This is a genomic window from Pseudomonas sp. TE3552 (assembly GCF_056278945.1).
Window position 1 is genome coordinate 1,893,050 of record NZ_JBWBQJ010000001.1, and the last position, 23,711, is coordinate 1,916,760.

General features: G+C 61.2%; 6 protein-coding genes and 1 pseudogene. 2 read left to right on the plus strand and 5 right to left on the minus strand.

Translation table 11 applies throughout. The features are described 5' to 3' along the window. Complete coding sequence (locus tag ACZ9BB_RS08380) at positions 1 to 1,380, plus strand: TolC family outer membrane protein (RefSeq protein ID WP_476213344.1); 1,380 nt, start codon at positions 1 to 3, stop codon at positions 1,378 to 1,380. Positions 1,381 to 2,004: 624 nt separating this feature from the next. After that, the gene (locus ACZ9BB_RS08385) at positions 2,005 to 2,721 is read left to right on the plus strand and encodes a response regulator transcription factor (RefSeq protein ID WP_476213345.1); all 717 of its coding nucleotides are present in this window, start codon (positions 2,005 to 2,007) and stop codon (positions 2,719 to 2,721) included. Positions 2,722 to 2,836: 115 nt separating this feature from the next. Here ACZ9BB_RS08385 and ACZ9BB_RS08390 read toward each other — a convergent pair whose 3' ends face one another. The 5 genes and pseudogenes from ACZ9BB_RS08390 to ACZ9BB_RS08410 all read right to left on the minus strand — a co-directional run. Then, positions 2,837 to 8,896, minus strand: a complete 6,060-nt coding sequence (locus tag ACZ9BB_RS08390; RefSeq protein WP_476213346.1) for a DUF5801 repeats-in-toxin domain-containing protein — start codon at positions 8,894 to 8,896, stop codon at positions 2,837 to 2,839. 283 nt (positions 8,897 to 9,179) lie between these two features. Further along, positions 9,180 to 15,209 (minus strand): DUF5801 repeats-in-toxin domain-containing protein, encoded by a 6,030-nt coding sequence (locus ACZ9BB_RS08395; RefSeq protein ID WP_476213347.1) that lies wholly within the window; start codon positions 15,207 to 15,209, stop codon positions 9,180 to 9,182. A 326-nt stretch (positions 15,210 to 15,535) separates the two neighbouring features. Beyond that, the gene (locus ACZ9BB_RS08400; protein WP_476213348.1) at positions 15,536 to 18,256 is read right to left on the minus strand and encodes a DUF5801 repeats-in-toxin domain-containing protein; all 2,721 of its coding nucleotides are present in this window, start codon (positions 18,254 to 18,256) and stop codon (positions 15,536 to 15,538) included. A 251-nt stretch (positions 18,257 to 18,507) separates the two neighbouring features. Next, positions 18,508 to 22,686, minus strand: a complete 4,179-nt coding sequence (locus tag ACZ9BB_RS08405; RefSeq protein ID WP_476218243.1) for a DUF5801 repeats-in-toxin domain-containing protein — start codon at positions 22,684 to 22,686, stop codon at positions 18,508 to 18,510. A gap of 342 nt (positions 22,687 to 23,028) precedes the next feature. Next, a pseudogene (locus tag ACZ9BB_RS08410) lies at positions 23,029 to 23,634 on the minus strand (preprotein translocase subunit YajC); the annotation flags it as partial. Positions 23,635 to 23,711: the final 77 nt, after the last annotated feature.

The window sequence follows — 23,711 nt, forward strand, 5'->3', positions numbered from 1 at the left end:
ATGCGAGCGTCGACAGTTCTGCTGGGCGGGGCGTTCATGTTTGCCGCGGGTGCCGTTCTGGCGCAAACCACTGAAGCAAAGCCGACCGGGGTCAGTGCCTCGACGTACTCCACTGACCTCATGCAGTTGTATCGCGAGGCCCGGCTAGAAGATCCGCGAGTGTTGGCGTCGTATGCGCGAGCGAAGGCGGGCGAGGAACATCAACGCGAGGCTCTGGGCTCGCTGTTACCACAGATATCGCTCAACGCCGGGCAGAACCGGATTCATCAAGAGAGCGACCTGGTGCAGCGCAGTTACGATAGCGAAATCTACAGCCTGTCGCTGCGTCAGTATCTCTACAACAAGGCCGCGTGGGAGAACTACCAAAGATTCAAAAGCCTGGCCAAGCAAACCGAATCAGAAGCGCAGGAGGCCCAGGCCGAGGCCACAGTGGATTTGGCCCAGCGTTACTTCGCCGCGTTGGCGGCCGAGGATGAACTGGAGTTGGTAAAGGCGGAGCGTCAAACCACGCAAAAGAGTCTGGACAGAGTCAATGCGTTGTACGAAAAGCAGCTGGCGTTGATTACCGATCAGCTCGACCTCAAGGCCCGGGTCGATTTGCTGGCGGCGCAGGAACTGGATGCCCTGAACCAGGCCAGCATAACGCGCGAGGCACTGGCGGAAATCGTCGGCCGGCCGGTCAAGGAGAAGCTCAACCGGATTCGCGATGACGTGCAACTACAGGTCTCGGCGCAGAGTCTTGAGACGTGGGTCCGCGAGGGGGTAGCGCAAAACCCGGCGCTCAAGGCTAATGAAAGTGGTGTCGAGGCCGCAGGCGCTGCGTTGCGTGGCGGCAAGGGCGGGCACTATCCGACCGTGAGCCTTTCTCTGAGCGCGCAGCAGACCAACGAGGGCTACAACAACTCCCTGGCGCCGCGTACCGACAGTTATGTCGCCGGTATTGGCGTGCAAGTGCCGCTGTACAGCGGCGGCTCAATCTCGGCGCGGGTGCGTGGGCTTTACCAGGATCAGATTGTGGCGGAGCAGCAACTGGAAGCAGTCCAGCGCCAAGTGGTCAAGGAGATCACCACCGCTTACCTGACCGCCAACTCGAGCGCAGAAAAGATCAGTGCGAGCCGGCATGCCCTGGCCTCGGCGCAGTTGTCCAGAGTGGCGGCAGAGAAAGGACTCAGTTACGGAATGGTCAATGCCGTCGATGTACTGACCAGCGTACGCAACGAGTTCCGGGCTCGTCGTGATCTGCTCAAGACACAATACGACTTCGTCACCAATGTCTTCACGCTCAATCGCTGGGCGGGCAAGCCGCCTGTCGAGAGTGTCGAAAACGTCAATGCCTGGCTGAGCCCCCGCAGCTCCAGCCCACACCTCACATCCCCCTGATTCTGCCAGCAATGCCGACGTCGTATACCTCTCCAGCCAGGCTGGTTTTCCAGTGCGTGCCCACGGGCTTGGGCTGGCTTGTGGGTGCTCGGCGAGGTGGGTTTTTCGCCGATAAATTGACGGTTGTTTTATTGTCGTACTTTGCTGTACGCCATTCGTCGGTTAATTGACGATTTTGATCGGGGCAGGCTTTGACCGCAGTTCGCCGGCGGCGAGCCTAAGACCTTGATTTTCTAGGGGTGATGGCCCCCTTGGGAACATCGGCCGGGGTGTCCGCAGGAGGCTGATTCGACGACTGGCGGATGGCTGGGCTGGCAGCGCGCCGGGCTGGCCTAGACTCAGTTGAGCGGTTCGAGGGAGCACGTCATCAAACGCAACCTATTGATGATTATTCCTGTTTCTGTTGTTTCGATGGCTTTTGCCCGGCTTCTGGGAACGTCCGCAATCCCTGCCGGTGCAACGGGTGGAAGTGTCCCCCAGGGCTAATACCCGGGCGGGCACTGTCAAGGCCTGTCGGCGCTCGCATCTGTCCTTCAATCGTGGTGGCCAGGTGAATGAGCTGCTGATCCAGGAAGGCCAACGGGTGGAGGCCATCGTTCATTTTTCAAGGGAGTCAGGACGGTAATGACGACCCAAATAAAACCAATAAGCGTGATGCTGATCGACTGTCGTCCTCTTGTTCTTATGGGCCTTCAAGACTTGATCAATGCCCGCAAGCCTCAGATGGAAGTGAGCGGGCAGGCCACCACCTATACCAAAGCGCTGGATCTTGCCGATCAGTTGCGTCCCGATGTCATTTTTTTCAGTTTCTTTCCGGATGCGCTGAACCCGTTGTCGGTCGTCGCGGGACTCACCCGCACCGCCGAAATGAAAGTCCTGGTGCTCAAGAGCCTGTACGAAACCGTCCCTGTTGCCCAGGCGATAGAGGCGGGCGCACGCGGCGTCGTGCTGGCGGAAGACCCGACAGAGTCGATCATCCGAGCCATCATCCAGGTCCACCATCGTGATATCGGACTGGACAGAGCCTGGGTCGGTGGGCTTGCCGACTATGCCGCGACCGGGCATATACCTTTGAAATGCAATTCGGAGCAGGCGAAACAGGCGCGGCTGACGCTGCGCGAAAGGGAACTGATTCGCGCCATCGTGGGGGATCCGTCTGCCAAATACATGTGCATCGCCGGGCGCCTGGGTATCAGTGAGCACACCGTGCACAACCACCTCAGTAACATTTATCAAAAGCTTAATCTCGTTAACCGTATCGACTTGCTGATATACGCACAGAAGCACGGGCTCACCAACAACGAAGAACCGCCCGAGTCCACTTGGGTGGAACTGCGCTGAATTGCTTTGGGGCGCCCAGGCCGTCACTGTGTCGCCGTCCGTGAATCTCATATCAGACCTGTAAGGCATGCGAGGGTGGTTTCCCACCCTCGCATTCTTTCACGCGCGCGCTGCCTCAGGCGCTGCCATGGACAATGTCGGTACTCAGCAGGTCGACCCCGACCAAGGTGATGGTTGTGATTTGTCCGCCCGTTTCGGCAACCGTCACGATGCTGTTTGCGCCGCTGTTGTCGATCGACTGGACAACGGAACTCTGGTCGCCGTTGAGCACCAGCGTGTCGCGCAGCCCTGCGTTCGCATCGAAGCCGGTGACCTGGTACTTGTTTTGGGTGAATGACAAATCGACGTTGAAGGCATCCCGTTCACCGGTCGTGCCAGCCAGGGTGAAGTCGAAGGTGGTGCCCAGGTCGTTGGCGAACAGGTTGGCATCGAACGTGCTCGTCGCCGAGTCCCCATCCTTGTCCGTCAGCGTCGCGTTGAACGCCAGCTTGACATCGCTGGCCAGGTTCTCGGTCTGCTGAATGAACTGGATCACCGGGATTTTGACATCGCCTCGGCCCATCGTCAGCTGAACCGCGTCAATCAGCAGCGTGCCTTGCTTTTGAACGAGGAAGGACACCTGTCCGCCGGCCTCCGGCGTCAGGGTGTTCACCTCGGTGAGGGCCGAAAACGAGCCATCCTCGTAGTAGATCCGGTAGTACAGGTCCTCGGTCGCCGTGTTGTAACCTCCCACGGAGTTGTCGATGAAGATTTTCATGCCCGTCAGCAGGCTCTCCGGATTGATCACGAAACTTTCATCAGCGTTGCTGATGGCCGCCAGGCTGTCTCCCTGGAGAATGTTATTGGCGACGCCGATGCCGGACGTGCTGACGTTCATGGCCGCCGAGTCGATGTACGACGGCAGCGGGGTGGTCTGTAGCTGGGCTTCGGTGGGGTCGGGTTTCCCGACCCCGATACCGGTCAGGATGTCCGCAGTCGACGCCGTTGCTTTCGCGGAAAAGAACACAATCTCCTCAGATGGCGAAGGAATGGTCGGCGGATTCTGCGTCGGGATCAGCAAGGTGCGCACCGGGTCCGGGCCGCCGGCACTGAGCGAGCCGTCGGCACTGCTGAGCACAATCGTCGAACTGAAGCCTTGCACCAGGTCCAGTGTATAGCTGCCATTGCTATAGGCGGTCAGCGTGTAGTCGACGCTGGTATTCGCCGTGGAGGCGTTGTTGTCGAAATCGCCGGTCAACGTGCCTGCGAAATGGTAGGCGCCATTGACGTCCGGTGAGGGTGACTGCTCGGTGAGCGTGCCGGTCCCGGTCGTGGTCGTGTTGTCTGGCCTGACGAGGGTGAACTGGTTATTCACCAACGAAATATCCAGACCGGTTGCCCCCAGCCCGTCGGCTCCGTTCGAATGATCCCAGTACCCTTGTTGTGGAAGGATGCTACCGGTCCCGATCAGGTTGCCGAAGGCGAGTGATGGGCCGTCGTCCTTGAACACCAGGTTCTGCCCGATGTTCAGGGTGGCCTGGGCGCTGTCACCGTCGCCATCAGTCTTGGTCGCCGTCAGCGTCACCAGGTTGTCCGCCGACAGCGTCTTCGAATCATCGGGATTGCTGGCGTTGGGATGCACCACCGCCCGTAGCTGGTCGAGGGTGACGTCACCGTTGGCGGCGACGCTGGCCGTGAACACCAGCAGGTTGCTGGTGGCCGTGCGGCCTTCCACCACGCCGCCGTTGAGCGACAGGTTGACCGCTTGGCCGCTGGCCGTGTCCACCAGCCCGGAGGCACCCACCACCACGCCCAGCGCATAGGTCAGCGTCCCCGCACCGTCAGCGCCAAACGCCGAGGTGAAATTGGCGGCAAAGCTCTTGGTATCGTTGGTCGCCAGCACCGTCTCGTCGACTGTCAACGTCGGTTCCGTGCCGGTGGTGCTGATGCTCGGCCCGTCATCCTTGAACACCAGGTTCTGCCCGATATTGAGGGTCGCTTGGGCACTGTCGCCGTCCTTGTCGGTTTTGGTCGCGGTCAGCGTTACCAGATTGTCCGCCGTCAGGGTCTTCGAGTCATCGGGATTGGTCGTGTTGGGATGCACCACGGCGCGGATCTGGTCGAGGGTGACCTCGCCGTTGGCGGCCACGCTGGCCGTGAACACCAGCAGGTTGCTGGTGGCCGTGCGGCCTTCGACCACGCCACCGTTGAGCGACAGGTTGACCGCCTGGCCGCTGGCCGTGTCCACCAGCCCGGAAGCACCGACCACCACGCCCAGCGCATAGGTCAGCGTGCCCGCACCATCGGCACCAAACGCCGAGCTGAAGTTGGCGGCAAAGCCCTGGGTGTCGTTGGTCGCCAGCACCGTTTCGTCCACCGTCAGCGTTGGCTCGGTGCCGGTGGTGCTGATGCTCGGTCCGTCGTCCTTGAACACCAGGTTCTGGCCGATGTTCAGGGTGGTCTGGGCACTGTCGCCGTCCTTGTCGGTTTTGGTTGCCGTCAGGGTCACCAGATCGTCCGAAGTCAGGGTTTTCGAATCATCGGGATTGCTGGCGTTGGGATGCACTACCGCCCGGAGTTGGTCGAGGGTGACGTCACCGTTGGCGGCCACGCTGACCGTGAACACCAGATCGTTGCTAAGCGCTGTGCGGCCTTCCACCACGCCGCCGTTAACCGACAGGTTGACCACTTGGCCGGTGGCTGTGTCGGTCAGTCCGGAGGCGCCCGCTACCACGCCCAGCGCATAGGTCAGTGTACCCGCACCGTCAGCGCCAAACGCCGAGCTGAAGTTAGCCGCAAAGCTCTGGGTGTCGTTGGTTGCCAGCACCGTTTCGTCCACCGTCAGCGTCGGTTCCGTGCCGGTGGTGCTGATGCTTGGCCCATCGTCCTTGAACACCAGGTTCTGCCCAATGTTGAGGGTCGCCTGGGCACTGTCGCCGTCCTTGTCGGTCTTGGTTGCGGTCAACGTCACCAGGCTGTCCGAGGTCAGGGTCGTCGAATCATCGGGATTGGTTGGGTCGGAATGCACCACGGCCCGTAGCTGGTCGAGGGTGACGTCGCCGTTGGCGGCCACGCTAGCCGTGAACACCAGCAGGTTGCTGGTGGCCGTACGGCCTTCCACCACGCCGCCGTTGAGCGACAGGTTCACCGCTTGGCCGCTGGCCGTGTCCACCAGCCCGGAGGCACCCACTACCACGCCTAGCGCATAGGTCAGCGTGCCGGCCCCATCAGCGCCAAACGCCGAGGTGAAGTTGGCGGCAAAGCTCTTGGTATCGTTGGTCGCCAGCACCGTTTCATCGACCGTCAGCGTCGGCTCGGTGCCGGTGGTGCTGATGCTTGGCCCGTCATCCTTGAACACCAGGTTCTGCCCGATGTTCAGCGTGGCCTGGGCGCTGTCGCCGTCCTTGTCGGTCTTGGTCGCCGTCAGGGTCACCAGGTTGTCCGAGGTCAGCGTCTTCGAATCATCCGGATTGGTCGTGTCGGGATGCACCACGGCGCGGAGCTGGTCGAGGGTGACGTCGCCATTGGCGGCCACGCTGACCGTGAACACCAGATCGTTACTCGTGGCCGTGTGGCCTTCCACCACGCCGCCGTTAACCGACAGGTTCACTGCTTGGCCCGTGGCCGTGTCCACCAGCCCGGAGGCACCCGCGACCACGCCCAGCGCATAGGTCAGCGTACCCGCACCGTCAGCGCCAAACGCCGAGGTGAAGTTGGCCGCGAAGCCCTTGGTATCGTTGGTCGCCAGCACCGTCTCGTCCACCGTCAGCGTCGGCTCTGTGCCGGTGGTGCTGATACTCGGTCCGTCGTCCTTGAACACCAGGTTCTGCCCGATGTTCAGCGTCGCCTGGGCGCTGTCGCCGTCCTTATCGGTTTTGGTTGCCGTCAGCGTCACCAGGTTGTCCGCGGTCAGGGTCTTCGAATCATCGGGATTGGTCGTGTTGGGATGCACCACGGCCCGGAGTTGGTCGAGGGTGACGTCGCCGTTGGCAGCGACGCTGACCGTGAACACCAGCTGGCTGGTCGTGGCCGTGCGGCCTTCCACTACGCCGCCGTTGAGCGACAGGTTGACTGCCTCACCGGTGGCCGTATCGGTCAGCCCAGAGCCACCTGCCACCACGCCCAACGCATAGGTCAGGGTGCCGGCACCGTCGGCGCCAAACGCCGAGCTGAAGTTAGCGGCAAAGCCCTGGGTGTCGTTGGTCGCCAGTACCGTTTCGTCCACCGTCAGCGTTGGTTCCGTGCCGGTGGTGCTGATGCTCGGTCCGTCATCCTTGAACACCAGGTTCTGCCCAATGTTGAGGGTCGCCTGGGCACTGTCGCCGTCCTTGTCGGTTTTGGTTGCGGTCAGCGTCACCAGGCTGTCCGAGGTCAGGCTCTTCGAATCATCGGGATTGGTCGCATCGGGATGCACCACGGCGCGGAGCTGGTCGAGGGTGACGTCGCCATTGGCGGCCACGCTGACCGTGAATACCAGATCGTTGCTCAGCGCCGTGCGGCCTTCGACCACGCCGCCGTTAACCGACAAATTCACCACTTGGCCGGTGGCCGTGTCGGTCAACCCGGAGGCACCTGCCACCACGCCCAGCGCATAGGTCAGCGTGCCCGCACCGTCGGCGCCAAACGCCGAAGTGAAGTTGGCGGCAAAGCTCTTGGTATCGTTGGTCGCCAGCACCGTTTCGTCCACCGTCAGTGTTGGCTCGGTGCCGGTGGTGCTGATGCTTGGCCCATCGTCTTCGAAGATCATCTTGGAGCCGATTTCAGCGGTTGACGTGCTGGACTGCAGCACCTTGAAGCCGCCAATGTCGAAGTCAGCGTGCGTCTTGTCGCCGCTCTTGTCGGTCAGCAACCCGGCGTTTTCGATCATCACGCGGTTGTGGTCGGTCGCCGTGCTGTAGGTGATCTGCGAGTCGGTCGGAACGCCGGTGATCAGCACCGTGCCGTCGGCGTTGTAGGTGATAACGGCGCCGCTGACGGTGGCGCCCGCGAACGTCTTCACGGTGACACTGCCGTTGATGATCGCGACCTTTTCGGTGCTGTCGTTGGCGTAGCTGTTGATGAAGTTGACGCCGCTCTGCGACCCGCTGACGTTATCGGCGTTCTTGACGGCGGTGAGCAAGAGCTTCGCGGTCGTGCCGCCCGTCTCCTGCACGACCTTGAAGGTCGCGGAGCGGGCGCCGAAGTACTGGGTGAAGTCGATGTTCTGTTCGACACCCGCTTCGCCCGGGGTCAGGTTGGGGATCGTGAAGTCCGCCTTGGCACCGGTGACGAAGCTGAAGCGCAGGCCTTCCTGTTCGGTGATCGCCTGGTTGTTGGTGCCCAGGGTCGTGCTGCCGCCGCCCTGGCTGCTGTTGACCGTGTCGGCGCTGGTGATGGCAGCACTGCTTGCCGACTGATCCAGCGGATCCCTGCCGGTGACGACGATCGAGACACCGGGAATCCGGCCGTTCGCATCGGCTGTCGCGCCCATGGTCGTGAACATCAGGAACAACTGCTGGCCCGACGGTGCATTGGCCAGACTGAATTCCGCGTCCTGACCGGCTCCGATGAACACCTTATTCAGCAGATTGACTGCATCGTCGGGGTTCGTCGCATCTGGATGCTTGAGCGGTTGGTACTCCACGGTCCAGATTTTTCCGCCCGAGAGCGGCGATCCGGTTTCTTCGATATAGGCCGCGAACACGATCGCGCCGGTTGGGCCTCCGGCTCGGCCCAGAAGGATGTTGTCGTTGGTATCGGTATACAGAAGGATGCTGGTGCCATTGATAGTATCCAGTCCGCTGTCCAGGCCATTGAGCGGTGCGCCAGTGCTGTCGACGAAGCTGATATTGGTGATGGTTGCTCCGGGGTCAGCGCTGACGCTGAACGCATTGCTGCCGGTGTTGCCTGCGGCACCGGTATAGCCACTCAAGGCCGCACCCGTTGCGGTACCTGCCGCCAGTGCGGTCAAACGGGTAGAGAAAGTCGAGGGCAGGGAGCCCAGCAGAATGTCGTTGTCGTCAGCGTCTCCCGCAGAGCCTGAAGTAGCAGTGGCGTTCTGCAGCCCGGCCGTTTCGTCCAGCGTAACGTTCGCGCCGGAGACCACGACGCTCAGAGCGTTGGTCGTAATCGACGTTGTCAGCGCTGGGTCGAGGGTCGAAGTGTATAGGGAAGTCGGATCGCTCGGCAGCGATGAATTTTGCTCGACAATAGTCATAACTTGTTCCTGGGTAGTTGCGGTCATCTAGGCCTGACCGTTGACCATTGGTCGCAACTATGGAGAAGCACCGGGGATTGCACATCAGCCGAAACTCCCACGCGGGCTGGGAGTTTCAGACTAGTCGTGCTTGTCGGAGGCCTGCCGCAGGGTGCCCGGTGTTCAAGTCTTGTGGTGCTCGAGCGCTCACAACGAATGCGATCCGTGCGGATGTGGTATTGGAACTGCAAAAAAATGCGAGGGTGGTTTGCACCACCCTCGCATCCTTTACGCACGCGCCGTCTCAGGCGCTGCCATGGACAATGTCGGTATTCAGCAGATCAACCCCGACCAAGGTGATGGTCGTGATTTGTCCGCCCGTTTCGGCAACTGTCACGATGCTGTCCGCGCCGCTGTTGTCGATCGACTGGACAACGGCGCTCTGGTCGCCATTGAGCACCAGCGTGTCTCGCAGCCCTGCGCTCGCATCGAAGCCGGTGACTTGGTACTTGTTCTGGGTGAATGACAAGTCGACGTTGAAGGCATCCCGCTCACCGCTTGTGCCCACCAGCGTGAAGTCGAAGGTGGTGCCCAAGTCGTTGGCGAACAGGTTGGCGTCGAACGTACTCGTCGCCGAGTCCCCATCCTTGTCCGTCAGCGTCGCGTTGAACGCCAGTTTGATATCGCTGGCCAGGCTTTCGGTCTCATGAGTGAACTCGATCGTCGGGATCTTGATCTCGCCCCGGGCCATCGTGAGCTGAACCGCGTCGATCAGGTTCGTGCCATCGCTCTGAATGACGAAGGACACCTGTCCACCGGCCTCCGGCGTCACGGTGTTCACCTCGATCAGGTTCGAGAACGTGCCATCCTCGTAGAAAGCCCTGTAGTACAAGTCCTCGGTCGCCGTGTTGTAACCCCCCACGGAGTTGTCGATGAAGACCTTCATGCTCGTCAGCAGGCTTTCCGGATTGATCACGAAGCTTTCATCGGCATTGCTGATGGCCGCCAGGTTGTCTCCCTGGAACAGGTTATTGGCGACACCGATGCCGGCCGTGCTGACGTTCATGGCCGCCGGGTCGATGTACGATGGCAGCGGGTTGGTCTGTAGCTGGGCTTCGGTGGGGTCGGGGGCCCCGAGCCCGATGCCGGTCAGGATGTCCGCCGTTGACGCAAGCGGCTTCGCGGAAAAGAACACAACCTCCTCAGATGGTGAAGGAATAGTCGGCGGATTCTGCGGCGGGATCAACAACGTGCGCACCGGATCCGGGCCGCCGGCTGTGAGTGAGCCGTCGGCACTGCTGAGCACGATCTGCGAACTGAAGCCTTGCACCAGGTCCAGTGCATAGGTGCCATTGGCAAAGGCGGTCAGCGTGTAGTCGACGGTGGTATTCGCGGTGGAGGCGTTGTTGTCGAAATCACCGGTCAACGTGCCTGCGAAGTGGAACGCGCCGTTGGCGTCCGGTGACGGCGATTGCTCGGTGAGCGTGCCGGTCCCGGTCGTGGTCGTGTTGTCTGGCCGGACGAGGGTGAATTGGTTATTCACCAACGAAATATCCAGACCGGTCGCCCCCAGTCCGTCGGCTCCGGTTGAATGATCCCAGTATCCCTGTTGTGGAAGGATGCTACCGGTTCCGATCAGGTTGCCGAAGGCGAGTGACGGGCCGTCGTCCTCGAACACCAGGTTTTTCCCGATGTTGAGGGTCGCGTGGGCACTGTCGCCGTCCTTGTCGGTGATGGTTGCGGTCAGGGTCACCAGATTGTCCGAGGTCAGACTCGTCGAATCATCCGGATTGGTTGGGTCGGGATGCACCACGGCACGGAGTTGGTCAAGGGTGACGTCGCCATTAGCGGCGACGCTGACCGTGAATACCAGCAGGTTGGTGGTGGCCGTGCGGCCTTCGACCACGGTGCCGTTGAGTGACAGGTTGACCGCTTCACCGGTGGCCGTGTCGGTCAGCCCGGAGCCGCCCGCTACCACACCCAGTGCATAGGTCAGCGTGCCCGCACCGTCAGCGCCAAACGCCGAGCTGAAGTTGGCGGTAAAGCTCTGGGTGTCGTTGGTGGCCAGTACTGTTTCGTCGACCGTCAGCGTTGGCTCCGTGCCGGTGGTGCTGATGCTCGGCCCGTCGTCCTTGAACACCAGGTTCTGGCCGATGTTGAGGGTCGCGTGGGCACTGTCGCCATCCTTGTCGGTGATGGTGGCCGTCAGGGTCACCAGAGTGTCCGAGGTCAGGCTCGTCGAATCATCCGGATTGGTTGGGTCTGGATGCACCACGGCCCGTTGCTGGTCGAGGGTGACGTCGCCATTAGCGGCGACGCTGACCGTGAATACCAGCAGGTTGGTGGTGGCCGTGCGGCCTTCGACCACGGTGCCGTTGAGTGACAGGTTGACCGCTTCACCGGTGGCCGTGTCGGTCAGCCCGGAGCCGCCCGCTACCACACCCAGTGCATAGGTCAGCGTGCCGGCCCCGTCAGCGCCAAACGCCGAGCTGAAGTTGGCGGTAAAGCTCTGGGTGTCGTTGGTCGCCAGCACCGTTTCGTCCACTGTCAGCGTTGGCTCCGTGCCGGTGGTGCTGATGCTTGGCCCGTCATCCTTGAACACCAGGTTCTGGCCGATGTTCAGTGTGGCATGGGCACTGTCGCCGTCCTTGTCGGTGATGGTGGCGGTCAGCGTTACCAGGTTGTCCGAGGTCAGGCTCGTCGAATCATCCGGGTTGGTCGCATCGGGATGCACCACGGCGCGGATTTGGTCGAGGGTAACGTCACCATTGGCAGCGACACTGACGGTGAATACCAGATCGTTGCTAATCGCTGTGCGGCCTTCCACGACTGTACCGTTAAGCGACAAATTCACCGCTTGGCCGGTAGCGGTATCGGTCAGCCCGGAACCGCCCGCGACCACGCCCAGTGCATAGGTCAGCGTACCCGCACCGTCAGCGCCAAATGCCGAGCTGAAGTTGGCGGTAAAGCTCTGGGTGTCGTTGGTGGCCAGTACTGTTTCGTCGACCGTCAGGATTGGCTCCGTGCCAGTGGTGCTGATGCTGGGTCCGTCATCCTTGAACACCAGGTTTTGGCCGATGTTCAGCGTGGCATAGGCACTGTCGCCGTCCTTGTCGGTGATGGTGGCGGTCAGGGTCACCAGATTGTCCGAGGTCAGACTGGTCGAATCATCCGGATTGGTAGGGTCGGGATGCACTATGGCCCGTTGCTGGTCGAGAGTGACGTCACCGTTGGCAGCCACGCTGACGGTGAACACCAGCAGGTTGGTGGTGGCCGTGCGACCTTCGACCACGGTGCCGTTGAGCGACAGGTTGACCGCTTCACCGGTGGCCGTATCGGTCAGTCCGGAGCCGCCTGCTACCACGCCCAGTGCATAGGTCAGCGTGCCCGCACCGTCGGCGCCAAACACTGAGGTGAAGTTAGCCGCGAAGCTCTGGGTGGCATCGGTGGTCAGCACTGTTTCGTCGACCGTCAACGTTGGCTCCGTGCCAGTGGTGCTGATGCTTGGCCCGTCGTCCTTGAACACCAGGTTCTGGCCGATGTTCAGCGTGGCATGGGCACTGTCGCCGTCCTTGTCGGTGATGGTGGCGGTCAGGGTCACCAGATTGTCCGAGGTCAGGCTGGTCGAATCATCCGGATTGGTTGGATCGGGATGCACCACGGCCCGTTGCTGGTCGAGGGTGACGTCACCGTTGGCGGCGACACTGACAGTGAACACCAGCAGGTTAGTGGTGGCCGTGCGGCCTTCGACTACGGTGCCGTTGAGTGACAGGTTCACCGCTTCACCGGTGGCCGTATCCGTCAGTCCCGACGGGCCGACAGTCACGCCCAGCGCATAGGTCAGCGTGCCCGCACCGTCAGCGCCAAACGCCGAGGTGAAGTTAGCCGCGAAGCTCTGGGTGGCGTCGGTCGTCAACACCGTTTCGTCGACCGTCAGCGTTGGCTCGCTGCCGGTGGTGCTGATGCTTGGCCCGTCATCCTTGAACACCAGGTTCTGCCCGATGTTCAGGGTGGCATGGGCACTGTCGCCGTCCTTGTCGGTGATGGTGGCGGTCAGGGTCACCAGATTGTCCGAGGTCAGACTGGTCGAATCATCCGGGTTGGTCGCGTCGGGATGCACCACGGCCCGTTGCTGGTCGAGAGTGACGTCACCGTTGGCGGCGACGCTGACGGTGAACACCAGCAGGTTGGTGGTGGCCGTGCGACCTTCGACTACGGTGCCGTTGAGCGACAGATTGACTGCCTCACCAGTGGCCGTATCGGTCAGCCCGGAGGCACCGGCTACCACGCCCAGTGCATAGGTCAGCGTACCCGCACCGTCGGCGCCAAACGCCGAGGTGAAGTTGGCGGCGAAGTTCTGGGTGGCATCGGTCGTCAACACCGTTTCGTCGACCGTCAGCGTTGGCTCGCTGCCGGTGGTGCTGATGCTTGGCCCGTCATCCTTGAACACCAGGTTCTGCCCGATGTTCAGGGTGGCATGGGCACTGTCGCCGTCCTTGTCGGTGATGGTGGCGGTCAGGGTCACCAGATTGTCCGAGGTCAGACTGGTCGAATCATCCGGGTTGGTCGCGTCGGGATGCACCACGGCCCGTTGCTGGTCGAGAGTGACGTCACCGTTGGCAGCGACGCTGACGGTGAACACCAGCAGGTTGGTGGTGGCCGTGCGACCTTCGACCACGGTGCCGTTGAGTGACAGGTTGACGGCTTCACCGGTGGCCGTATCCGTCAGCCCCGACGGGCCGGCAGTCACGCCCAGCGCATAGGTCAGCGTGCCCGCACCGTCAGCGCCAAACGCCGAGCTGAAGTTAGCGGCGAAGTTCTGGGTGGCGTCGGTCGTCAGCACCGTTTCGTCTACCGTCAACGTCGGTTCCGTGCCGGCCGCACTGACGCTCGGCCCGTCGTCTTCGAAGATCATCTTGGAGCCGATTTCGGCGGTCGAGGTGGAGGCTTGGCGCAGCGAGAAGCCGCCGATATCAAAGTCGGCGTGGTTATCGCCCCTGGCGTCGAGGGCCGCCCCGTTCTCGATGAGCACGCGGTTGTGATCCGATGTCGTGGTGTATTCAATCTGGTAGCCGGCTTTAATGCCGGTGAGTGTTGCAACCCCACCCGTGAAGCTGATGGTTATGGTCGGATCATTCACCGAACCGTCGGAATTTTCGATCACCAGCCCGGTGCTATTGTTGATGACTTGAACATTGGTGATGGCAACCGGCGTGTCATTCGCATAGCCGTTGATGAAATTTGCGCCAGGTTCAGCAGCGGTGCTGAATGCGCTGATTTTTACCACGGCAGTCTTGCCGCTTTGCAACTGCACGACGTCGAAATTGGCCGATGTCGAATTGTAGACACCGGTAAAGTCGATGTTGGACTCAACATCGGCTTCGGTCTGGCTAAGGTTGGGAACGGTCACATCCTGCCTGGCACCGGTGACGAACGAAAAGCGGATGCCTTCCTGTTCCACAATCATCTGGTTGTTGGTGCCGATGGTGGTCGGCCCACCACCCTGGCTGGTATTGATCGTGTCGCCAGTGTTTATGTTGGCGCCACTTGACTGGTCTGCGGGATCCTTGCCGGTGGCGATGATGGTGGGATCGGTGATCCGTGTGACACCGTTGATAACTTCAGTTGTCGGGTTCGCTTTCGTGAACATCAGGAAGAGGTTCTGACCGGAGGGCGCTCCGGCCAGACTGAATCCCAGGTCCTGACTGACTCCGACGAACACCTTATCCTGCAGATTGAGCGAATCATCGGGGTTCGTCGCATCTGGATGCTTGAGCGGTTGGTATTCCACGGTCCAGATCTTGCCGCCCGAGACTGGCGATCCGGTTTCTTCAATATAGGCCGCGAACACGATCGCGCCGCTTGCGCTTCCGGCTCGGCCCACAAGGATGTTGTTATTGTTCGTATCGGTGTAGAGAAGGATGCTGGTGCCATCGAGGGTATCCAGTCCACTGTCCACGCCGTCGAGCGGTGCGCCAGCGCTGTCGACGAAGCGGATATCGGTAACGCCGGACGGGTCGGTGAGGGTGAACGCATTGCTGCCGGTGTTGCCCGCGGCACCGGTATAGCCGCTCAAGGCCGCACCCGTTGCAGTACCTGCCCCCAGTGCGGTTAAGCGGGTAGAGAAAGCCGAGGGCAGGGATGCCACCAGGATATCGTTATCGTCAGCGTCTCCCGCGGGGCTTGGTGTGGCGGTGAGGTTCTGCAACCCTGCCGTTTCGTCCAGCGTAACGTTCGCGCCGGGCGCCACGCTCAGAGCGTTGGCCGTAATCGAGGTTAAGTTGAGGGAGGTTGGATCGCCCGTTAGCGATGAGTTTTGCTCGCGAATAGTCATGACGTTCTCCTGAGCAATTACGGTCATTGAGGCCGGACCATTGACCTCTGTAACTATGACGAAGCGCCGGAGATTGCACATCGGCCGATACTCCCAGGCGGGGTGGGAGTTTCGGCCTACGTGGGAGGGGGACACGGGATGAGGACGCGAAGGCGTGCTGTCGCATATTCCGTTTGTGAATGAGCACATGCTGCTGATGCTCGCCCGGACTTTAACCGGCAGCGCGTCGAGCTGAATGTGAGCCAACTCAGGTGGCTACTGGAACCGCAAAAAACAATGCGAGGGTGGTCCGCACCACCCTCGCATCCTTTTACGCGCGCGCTGCCTCAGGCGCTGCCATGGACAATGTCGGTACTCAGCAGATCAACCCCGACCAAAGTAATGGTCGTTAGTTGTCCGCCCGTTTCGGCAACCGTCACGATGCTGTCTGCGCCGCTGTTGTCGATCGACTGGACAACGGAACTCTGGTCGCCGTTGAGCACCAGCGTGTCTCGCAAGCCTGCGCTCGCATCGAAGCCGGTGACCTGGTACTTGTTTTGAGTGAATGACAAATCGACGTTGAAGGCATCCCGCTCACCGCTCGTGCCCACCAGCGTGAAGTCGAAGGTGGTGCCCAAGTCGTTGGCGAACAGGTTGGCGTCGAACGCACTCGTCGCCGAGTCTCCATCCTTGTCCGTCAGCGTCGCGTTGAACGCCAGCTTGATATCGCTGGCCAGGTTCTCGGTCTGCTGAATGAACTGGATTACCGGGATCTTGATATCGCCTCGGCCCATCGTCAGCTGAACTGCGTCGATCAATGCCGTGCCTTGCTTCTCAACGAGGAAGGACACCTGTCCGCCGGCCTCCGGCGTCAGGGTGTTCACCTCGGTGAGGTTCGAGAACGTGCCATCCTCGTAGTAGATCCGGTAGTACAGATCCTCGGTCGCCGTGTTGTACCCCCCCACGGAGTTGTCGATGAAGATCTTCATGGCCGACAGCAGGCTCTCCGGATTGATCACGAAACTTTCATCGGTAGCGCCGATTGCCGCCAGGTTGTCTCCCTGGAGGACGTTATTGGCGACGCCGATGCCGGACGTGCTGACGTTCATGGCCCTCGGGTCGATGTACGAGGGCAGGGGGTTGGTTTGTAGCTGGGCTTCGGTGGGGTCGGGTGCTCCAAGCCCGATACCGGTCAGGATGTCCGAAGTCGACGCTAGCGGCTTCGCGGAAAAGAACACAATCTCCTCGGATGGCGAAGGAATAGTCGGGTCATTCGTCTTCGGAATCAACAATGTGCGCACTGGATCCGGACCGCCGGCACTGAGCGAGCCGTCGGCACTGCTGAGCACGACCGTCGAACCGAAGCCTTGCACCAGGTCCAGTGTATAGGTGCCATTGTTATAGGCGGTCAGCGTGTAGTCGACGCTGGTATTCGCCGTGGAGGCGTTGTTGTCGAAATCGCCGGTCAACGTCCCTGCGAAGTGGTAGGCGCCGTTGGCGTCCGGTGAGGGTGACTGCTCGGTGAGCGTACCGGTCCCGGTCGTGGTCGTGTTGTCTGGCCGGACGAGGGTGAACTGGTTATTCACCAACGAAATATCCAGACCTGTTGCACCCAGTCCGTCGGCTCCGGTCGAGTTATCCCAGTAGCCTTGTTGTGGAAGCACGCTACCGGTCCCGATCAGGTTGCCGAACGCGAGTGTAGGGCCGTCGTCTTCGAAGATCATCTTGGAGCCGATTTCGGCGGTCGTAACAGCAGTTTGGAGCAGTGTGAAACCACCGATATCAAAATCGGCGTGGGTATTGCCCCTGGCGTCGAGAGCCGCCCCGTTCTCGACGAGTACGCGGTTGTGATCCGCCGCTGTGGTGTATTCAATCTGGTAGCCGGCCAAAACGCCGGTGATGGTTGCAACCCCACCAGAAATGGTAATGGCAATGGCCGGATCATTCACCGATCCGTTTGAATTCTCGATCACCACCCCGGCGCTGTTGAAGACGCGAACATTGGTGATGGCAATTGACGTATCACCCACATAGCCGTTGATGAAGTTCACGCCAGGTTCAGCCGCGGTGCTGAATGCGCTGATTTTTACCACGGCACTCTTGCCGCTTTGCAACTGCACGACGTCGAAGCTGGCCATCTTCGCGTTGAAGACGCCGGTAAAGTCGATGTTGGATTCAACATCGGCTTCGGTCGGACTCAGGTTGGGAATGGTCACATCCTGCCTGGCACCGGTGACGAACGAAAAGCGGATGCCATCCTGTTCCGTAATCATCTGACTGTTGGTGCCGAAGGTGGTCGGGTTAGCCGCCTGGCTGGTAATGATCGTGTCGCCAGTGTTGATATTGGCGCCGCTTGACTCGTCGGCGGGGTCCTTGCCGGTGGCGATGATGGTGGGATCCGTGATCCGCAAGACACCACCGTCGTCGACAACTGTCGGGTTCGTCTTCGTGAACATCAGGAACAGGTTCGCACCGGAGGGCACACCGGCCAGGCTGAATTCCAGGTCCTGACTGGTTCCGACGAATACCTTATCCAGCAGGTTGAGCGAATCATCGGCGTTCGTAGCATCTGGATGCTGGAGCGGTTGGTACTCCACGGTCCAGATCTTGCCGCCCGAGGCTGGCGAACCGGTTTCTTCGATATAGGCCGCGAACACGATCGCGCCGCTTGCGCTCCCGGCTCGGCCTAGAAGGATGTTGTTGTTCGTATCGGTATAGAGAAGGATGCTGGTGCCATCGAGGGTATCCAGCCCGCTGTCCAGGCCATTGAGCGGTGCGCCAGTGCTGTCGACGAAGCTGATATCGGTAATGGTTGCTCCGGGCGCGGCGCTGATGGTGAACGCATTGCTGCCGGTGTTGCCCGCGGCACCTGTATAGCCACTCAAGGCTGCACCCGTTGCGGTACCTGCCCCCAATGCGGTCAAGCGGGTAGAAAAGGTCGAGGGCAGGGACGCTACCAGAATGTCATTGTCGTCAGCGTCTCCCGCAGGGCTTGGCGTGGCGGTAGCGTTTTGCAAGCCGGCCGTTTCGTCCAGCGAAACATCCACGCCGGTGATTCCAATAGCCATGATTGTTCTCCAGAGCAATTGCGGTCATCGAGGCCTGACCGTTGACCTTGAAACGCCACTATGGAGAAGCGTCGGGGGGGGCGCATCGGCCGATACTCCCAGACGGGGTAGGAGTTTCAGACTAGTCGTCCTCGTCGGTGGCCTGCCGCGTAACGTGTATGTACCCGCGGCGTTCAAGCCTTGTGGTGGAACGGCAAAAAAATGCGAGGGTGGTCTGCACCACCCTCGCATCCTTTTACGCGCGCGCCGCCTCAGGCGCTGCCATGGACAATGTCGGTATTCAGAACATCGACCCCGACCAAGGTGATGGTCGTGATTTGTCCGCCCGTTTCGGCAATCGTCACGATGCTGTTTGCGCCGCTGTTGTCGATCGACTGGACAACGGAACTCTGGTCGCCGTTGAGCACCAGCGTGTCGCGCAGCCCTGCGTTCGCATCGAAGCCGGTGACCTGGTACTTGTTTTGGGTGAATGACAAATCGACGTTGAAGGCATCCCGTTCACCGACCGTGCCCACCAGCGTGAAGTCGAAGGTGGTACCCAGGTCGTTGGCGAACAGGTTGGCGTCGAACGTGCTCGTCGCCGAGTCCCCATCCTTGTCCGTCAGCGTCGCGTTGAACGCCAGTTTGATATCGCTGGCCATGTTCTCGGTCTGCTGAATGAACTGGATCACCGGGATTTTGACATCGCCTCGGCCCATCGTGAGCTGAACCGCGTCGATCAACTTCGTGCCCTGCTGCTGAACGAGGAAGGACACTTGTCCGCCGGCCTCCGGCGTCACGGTGTTCACCTCGGTGAGGGCCGAGAACGAGCCATCCTCGTAGTAGATCCTGTAGTACAGGTCCTCGGTCGCCGTGTTGTAACCCCCCACGGAGTTGTCGATGAAGATCTTCATGCCTGTCAGCAGGCTCTCCGGATTGATCACGAAACTTTCATCGGCATTGCTGATGGCCGCCAGGCTGTCTCCCTGGAGAATGTTATTGGCGACGCCGATGCCGGACGTGCTGACGTTCATGGCCGCCGAGTCGATGTACGACGGCAGCGGGGTGGTCTGTAGCTGGGCTTCGGTGGGGTCGGTTTTCCCGACCCCGATGCCGGTCAGGATGTCCGCCGTTGACGCAAGCGGCTTCGCGGAAAAGAACACAATCTCCTCGGATGGCGAAGGAATCGTCGGTGGATTCTGTGCCGGGATTAACAAGGTGCGCACCGGATCCGGGCCGCCGGCACTGAGCGAGCCGTCGGCACTGCTGAGCACGATCGTCGAACTGAAGCCTTGCACCAGGTCCAGGGTATAGCTGCCGTTGGTATAGGCGGTCAGCGTGTAGTCGACGGAGGTATTCGCGGTGGCGGCGTTGTTGTCGAAATCGCCGGTCAACGTGCCTGCGAAGTGGTAGGCGCCATTGGCGTCCGGTGAGGACGCCTGTTCGGTAAGCGTGCCGGTTCCGGTCGTGGTCGTGTTGTCTGGCCGGACGAGGGTGAACTGGTTATTCACCAACGAAATATCCAGCCCGGTTGCACCCAGCCCGTCGGCGCCGGTCGAATTATCCCAGTACCCTTGTTGTGGAAGGATGCTGCCGGTCCCGATCAGGTTGCCGAAGGCGAGTGATGGGCCGTCGTCCTTGAACACCAGGTTCTGCCCTATGTTCAGGGTCGCCTGGGCGCTGTCACCGTCCCCATCGGTCTTGGTCGCTATCAGCGTCACCAGGTTGTCCGCCGACAGCGTCGTCGAATCATCGGGATTGCTGGCGTTGGAATGCACCACCGCGCGGAGTTGGTCGAGGGTGACGTCGCCATTGGCGGCGACGCTGGCGGTGAACACCAGCAGGTTGCTGGTGGCCGTGCGGCCTTCGACCACGCCGCCGTTGAGCGACAGGTTCACCGCCTGGCCGCTGGCCGTGTCGGTCAGCCCGGAGGCCCCCACCACCACGCCCAGCGCATAGGTCAGTGTGCCGGCACCGTCAGCGCCAAACGCCGAGCTGAAGTTGGCGGCAAAGCTCTTGGTATCGTTGGTTGCCAGCACCGTTTCGTCCACCGTCAGCGTCGGTTCCGTGCCGGTGGTGCTGATGCTTGGCCCGTCGTCCTTGAACACCAGGTTCTGGCCGATGTTGAGGGTCGCCTGGGCGCTGTCGCCGTCTTTGTCGGTGATGGTTGCCGTCAGCGTTATCAGGTTGTCCGCCGTCAGGGTCTTCGAATCGTCGGGGTTGGTCGTGTTGGGATGCACTACCGCGCGGATCTGGTCGAGGGTGACATCACCGTTGGCGGCCACGCTGGCCGTGAACACCAGCAGGTTGCTGATGGCCGTGCGGCCTTCGACCACTGCGCCGTTGAGCGACAGGTTGACCGCCTGGCCCGTGGCCGTGTCCACCAGCCCGGAGGCACCCACCACCACGCCCAGCGCATAGGTCAGCGTGCCGGCACCATCGGCGCCGAACGCCGAGCTGAAGTTGGCGGCAAAGCTCTTGGTATCGTTGGTCGCCAGCACCGTTTCGTCCACCGTCAGCGTCGGTTCCGTGCCGGTGGTGCTGACGCTGGGTCCGTCGTCCTTGAACGCCAGGTTCTGGCCAATGTTCAGGCTCGCCTGGACGCTGTCGCCGTCCCTGTCGGTCTTGGTCGCCGTCAGCGTCACCAGGTTGTCCGAGGTCAGGGTCTTCGAATCATCCGGATTGGTCGCGTCGGGATGCACCACGGCGCGAATCTGGTCGAGGGTAACGTCACCATTGGTGGCGACGCTGACCGTGAACACCAGATCGTTGCTAATCGCCGTGCGGCCTTCGACCACTGCGCCGTTGAGCGACAGGTTGACCGCTTGGCCGGTGGCCGTGTCGGTCAGCCCGGAGGCACCCACCACCACGCCCAGCGCATAGGTCAGCGTGCCCGCGCCATCGGCGCCAAACGCCGAGGTGAAGTTGGCCGCAAAGCTCTTGGTATCGTTGGTCGCCAGTACCGTTTCGTCCACCGTCAGCGTCGGTTCCGTGCCAGTGGTGCTGATGCTCGGCCCGTCGTCCTCGAAGATCATCTTGGAGCCGATTTCGGCGGTTGACGTGCTGGACTGCAGCACCTTGAAGCCGCCAATGTCGAAGTCAGCGTGCGTCTTGTCGCCGTTCTTGTCGGTCAGCAATCCGGCGTTCTCGATCATCACGCGGTTGTGGTCGGTCGCCGTGCTGTAGGTGATCTGCGAGTCGGTCGGAACGCCGGTGATCAGCACCGTGCCGTCGGCGTTGTAGGTGATGACGACGCCGCTGACGGTGGCGCCCGCGAACGTCTTCACGGTGACACTGCCGTTGATGATCGCGACCTTTTCGGTGCTGTCGTTGGCGTAGCTGTTGATGAAGTTGACGCCGCTCTGCGACCCGCTGACGTTGTCGGCGTTCTTGACGGCGGTGAGCAAGAGCTTCGCGGTTGTTCCGCCCGTCTCCTGCACGACCTTGAAGGTCGCGGAGCGGGCGCCGAAGTACTGAGTGAAGTCGATGTTCGCTTCGACCCCCGCTTCGCCCGGGGTCAGGTTAGGGATCGTGAAGTCCGCCTTGGCACCGGTGACGAAGCTGAAGCGCAGACCCTCCTGTTCGGTGATCGCCTGGTTGTTGGTGCCCAGGGTTGTGTTGCCGCCGCCCTGGCTGCTGTTGACCGTGTCGGCGCTGGTGATGGCATCACTGCTTGCCGACTGATCCAGCGGATCCCTGCCGGTGACGACGATCGAGACACCAGGAATCCGGCCGTTCGCATCGGCCGTCGCGCCCGCGGTCGTGAACATAAGGAACAATTGCTGGCCCGACGGCGCTTTGTCCAGACTGAATTCCGCGTCCTGACCGGCTCCGATGAACACCTTATTCAGCAGATTGACTGCATCGTCGGGGTTCGTCGCATCTGGATGCTTGAGCGGTTGGTACTCCACGGTCCAGATCTTGCCGCCCGAGAGCGGTGATCCGGTTTCTTCGATATAGGCCGCGAACACGATCGCGCCGCTTGCGCTTCCGGCTCGGCCCAGAAGGATGTTGTTGTTGGTATCGGTATAGAGAAGGATGCTGGTGCCATCGAGGGTATCCAGTCCGCTGTCCAGGCCATTGAGCGGTACGCCAGCGCTGTCGACGAAACTGATATCGGTAATGGTTGCTCCGGGGTCAGCGCTGACGCTGAACGCATTGCTGCCGGTGTTGCCTGCGGCACCGGTGTAGCCACTCAAGGCTGCACCCGTTGCGGTACCTGCCGCCAGTGCGGTCAAACGGGTAGAGAAAGTCGAGGGCAGGGACGCCAGCAGGATGTCGTTGTCGTCCGCGTCTCCTGCAGGGCTGGGCGTGGCGGTGGTGTTTTGCAACCCGGCCGTTTCGTCCAGCGTAACGTTCGCGCCGGAGGCCACAACGCTCAGAGCGTTGGCCGTAATCGATGCTGTCACCACCTCTTCTGTTAGCGATGTGTTTTGGTCGCCAATAGCCATGACTTTCTCCAGAGTAATTGCGGTCATCGAGGCCTGACCGTTGACCTTTGGCCGCAACTATGGATAAACGCCAGCAATTGCGCATCGGCCGAAACTCCCATGCGGGATGGGAGTTTCAGACTACTTGGGAGGGGAAAGGGGAGGAGGGCGCGAAGGCGTAGCGTGTCGCTTATTGCGGTTGTGAATGAGGACAGGACGCAGGGGTTCTAAGGCCGCCCGGGCGTTAACCGCGAGCGCGTCGAGCTGAGTTTGAGTCAGCTCGGGCGGCCGGGATCACGCAATGACACTGGTATGCCGCCAGCGTCGTTCAAATCTAACCCTTGTCCATAAAGGCAGGCGAGCTCATGAGGTGCTTCCTCCACGCCGAATCACGATGGGCTGTTCAATCAACCGCAGTTCGAGCTCACCCGAGGCTGGCACGAAGCGCGGGCCAGTGCTTTCAGGCGTTGCCCGCAACCTCCAGGTGCGCTGCACCTTCGCCAGTTTGGCGACTCCCGACGCCACGGACCAGCGCCGGCAGACCTTCTCCAGTTTGAGCGGGTAAAGGGTGAGTTGGTCGCCGTTGAAGTGCATGCGCAGGAAGCATTTGTGGTCGGCGATGCGTTGCGAGGAAAAAACCACCTCGCTATGTAGTCCCCAAAAGGTATTGCCCATGACCATCCAGGCACCGAACAGCAGGCCTCCCAAACTACCGCCGAGGATCAGTGTCCCCACCAGGAACAACAAAACCTGGAGCAGGCTTTCTACCTCGAACTGCAAGTAGTGGATGTTGATACGGCCCATGAGCCACAGCAGCCCGATCGCCAGTCCCAGGTGAAGCAATCCGTGAACGGCTCCGACGCCATGGGCAAGCTTTCGGGTGCGCTTGACCCCGGCGGCCGAGAGCACTGCGCAGCCCAGCACAATGGTCACGGCGAGCATCACCGACGAAGGACTGTGTGCCAGGACCGAGTCCGGGTACGTCAGGTGGGGTTTGACTTCTTGTCGGTTGATTCAGAATAGGTCAGTTATGCAATAGCCGCCGG

Bases quoted from the DNA above. Each gene is read 5' to 3' on its own strand.
- ACZ9BB_RS08380 (WP_476213344.1), top strand. From the start codon at position 1: ATGCGAGCGTCGACAGTTCTGCTGGGCGGGGCGTTCATGTTTGCCGCG.
- ACZ9BB_RS08390 (WP_476213346.1), bottom strand. From the start codon at position 8,896: ATGACTATTGTCGAGCAAAATTCATCGCTGCCGAGCGATCCGACTTCC.
- ACZ9BB_RS08395 (WP_476213347.1), bottom strand. From the start codon at position 15,209: ATGACTATTCGCGAGCAAAACTCATCGCTAACGGGCGATCCAACCTCC.
- ACZ9BB_RS08405 (WP_476218243.1), bottom strand. From the start codon at position 22,686: ATGGCTATTGGCGACCAAAACACATCGCTAACAGAAGAGGTGGTGACA.
- ACZ9BB_RS08385 (WP_476213345.1), top strand. From the start codon at position 2,005: ATGACGACCCAAATAAAACCAATAAGCGTGATGCTGATCGACTGTCGT.
- ACZ9BB_RS08400 (WP_476213348.1), bottom strand. From the start codon at position 18,256: ATGGCTATTGGAATCACCGGCGTGGATGTTTCGCTGGACGAAACGGCC.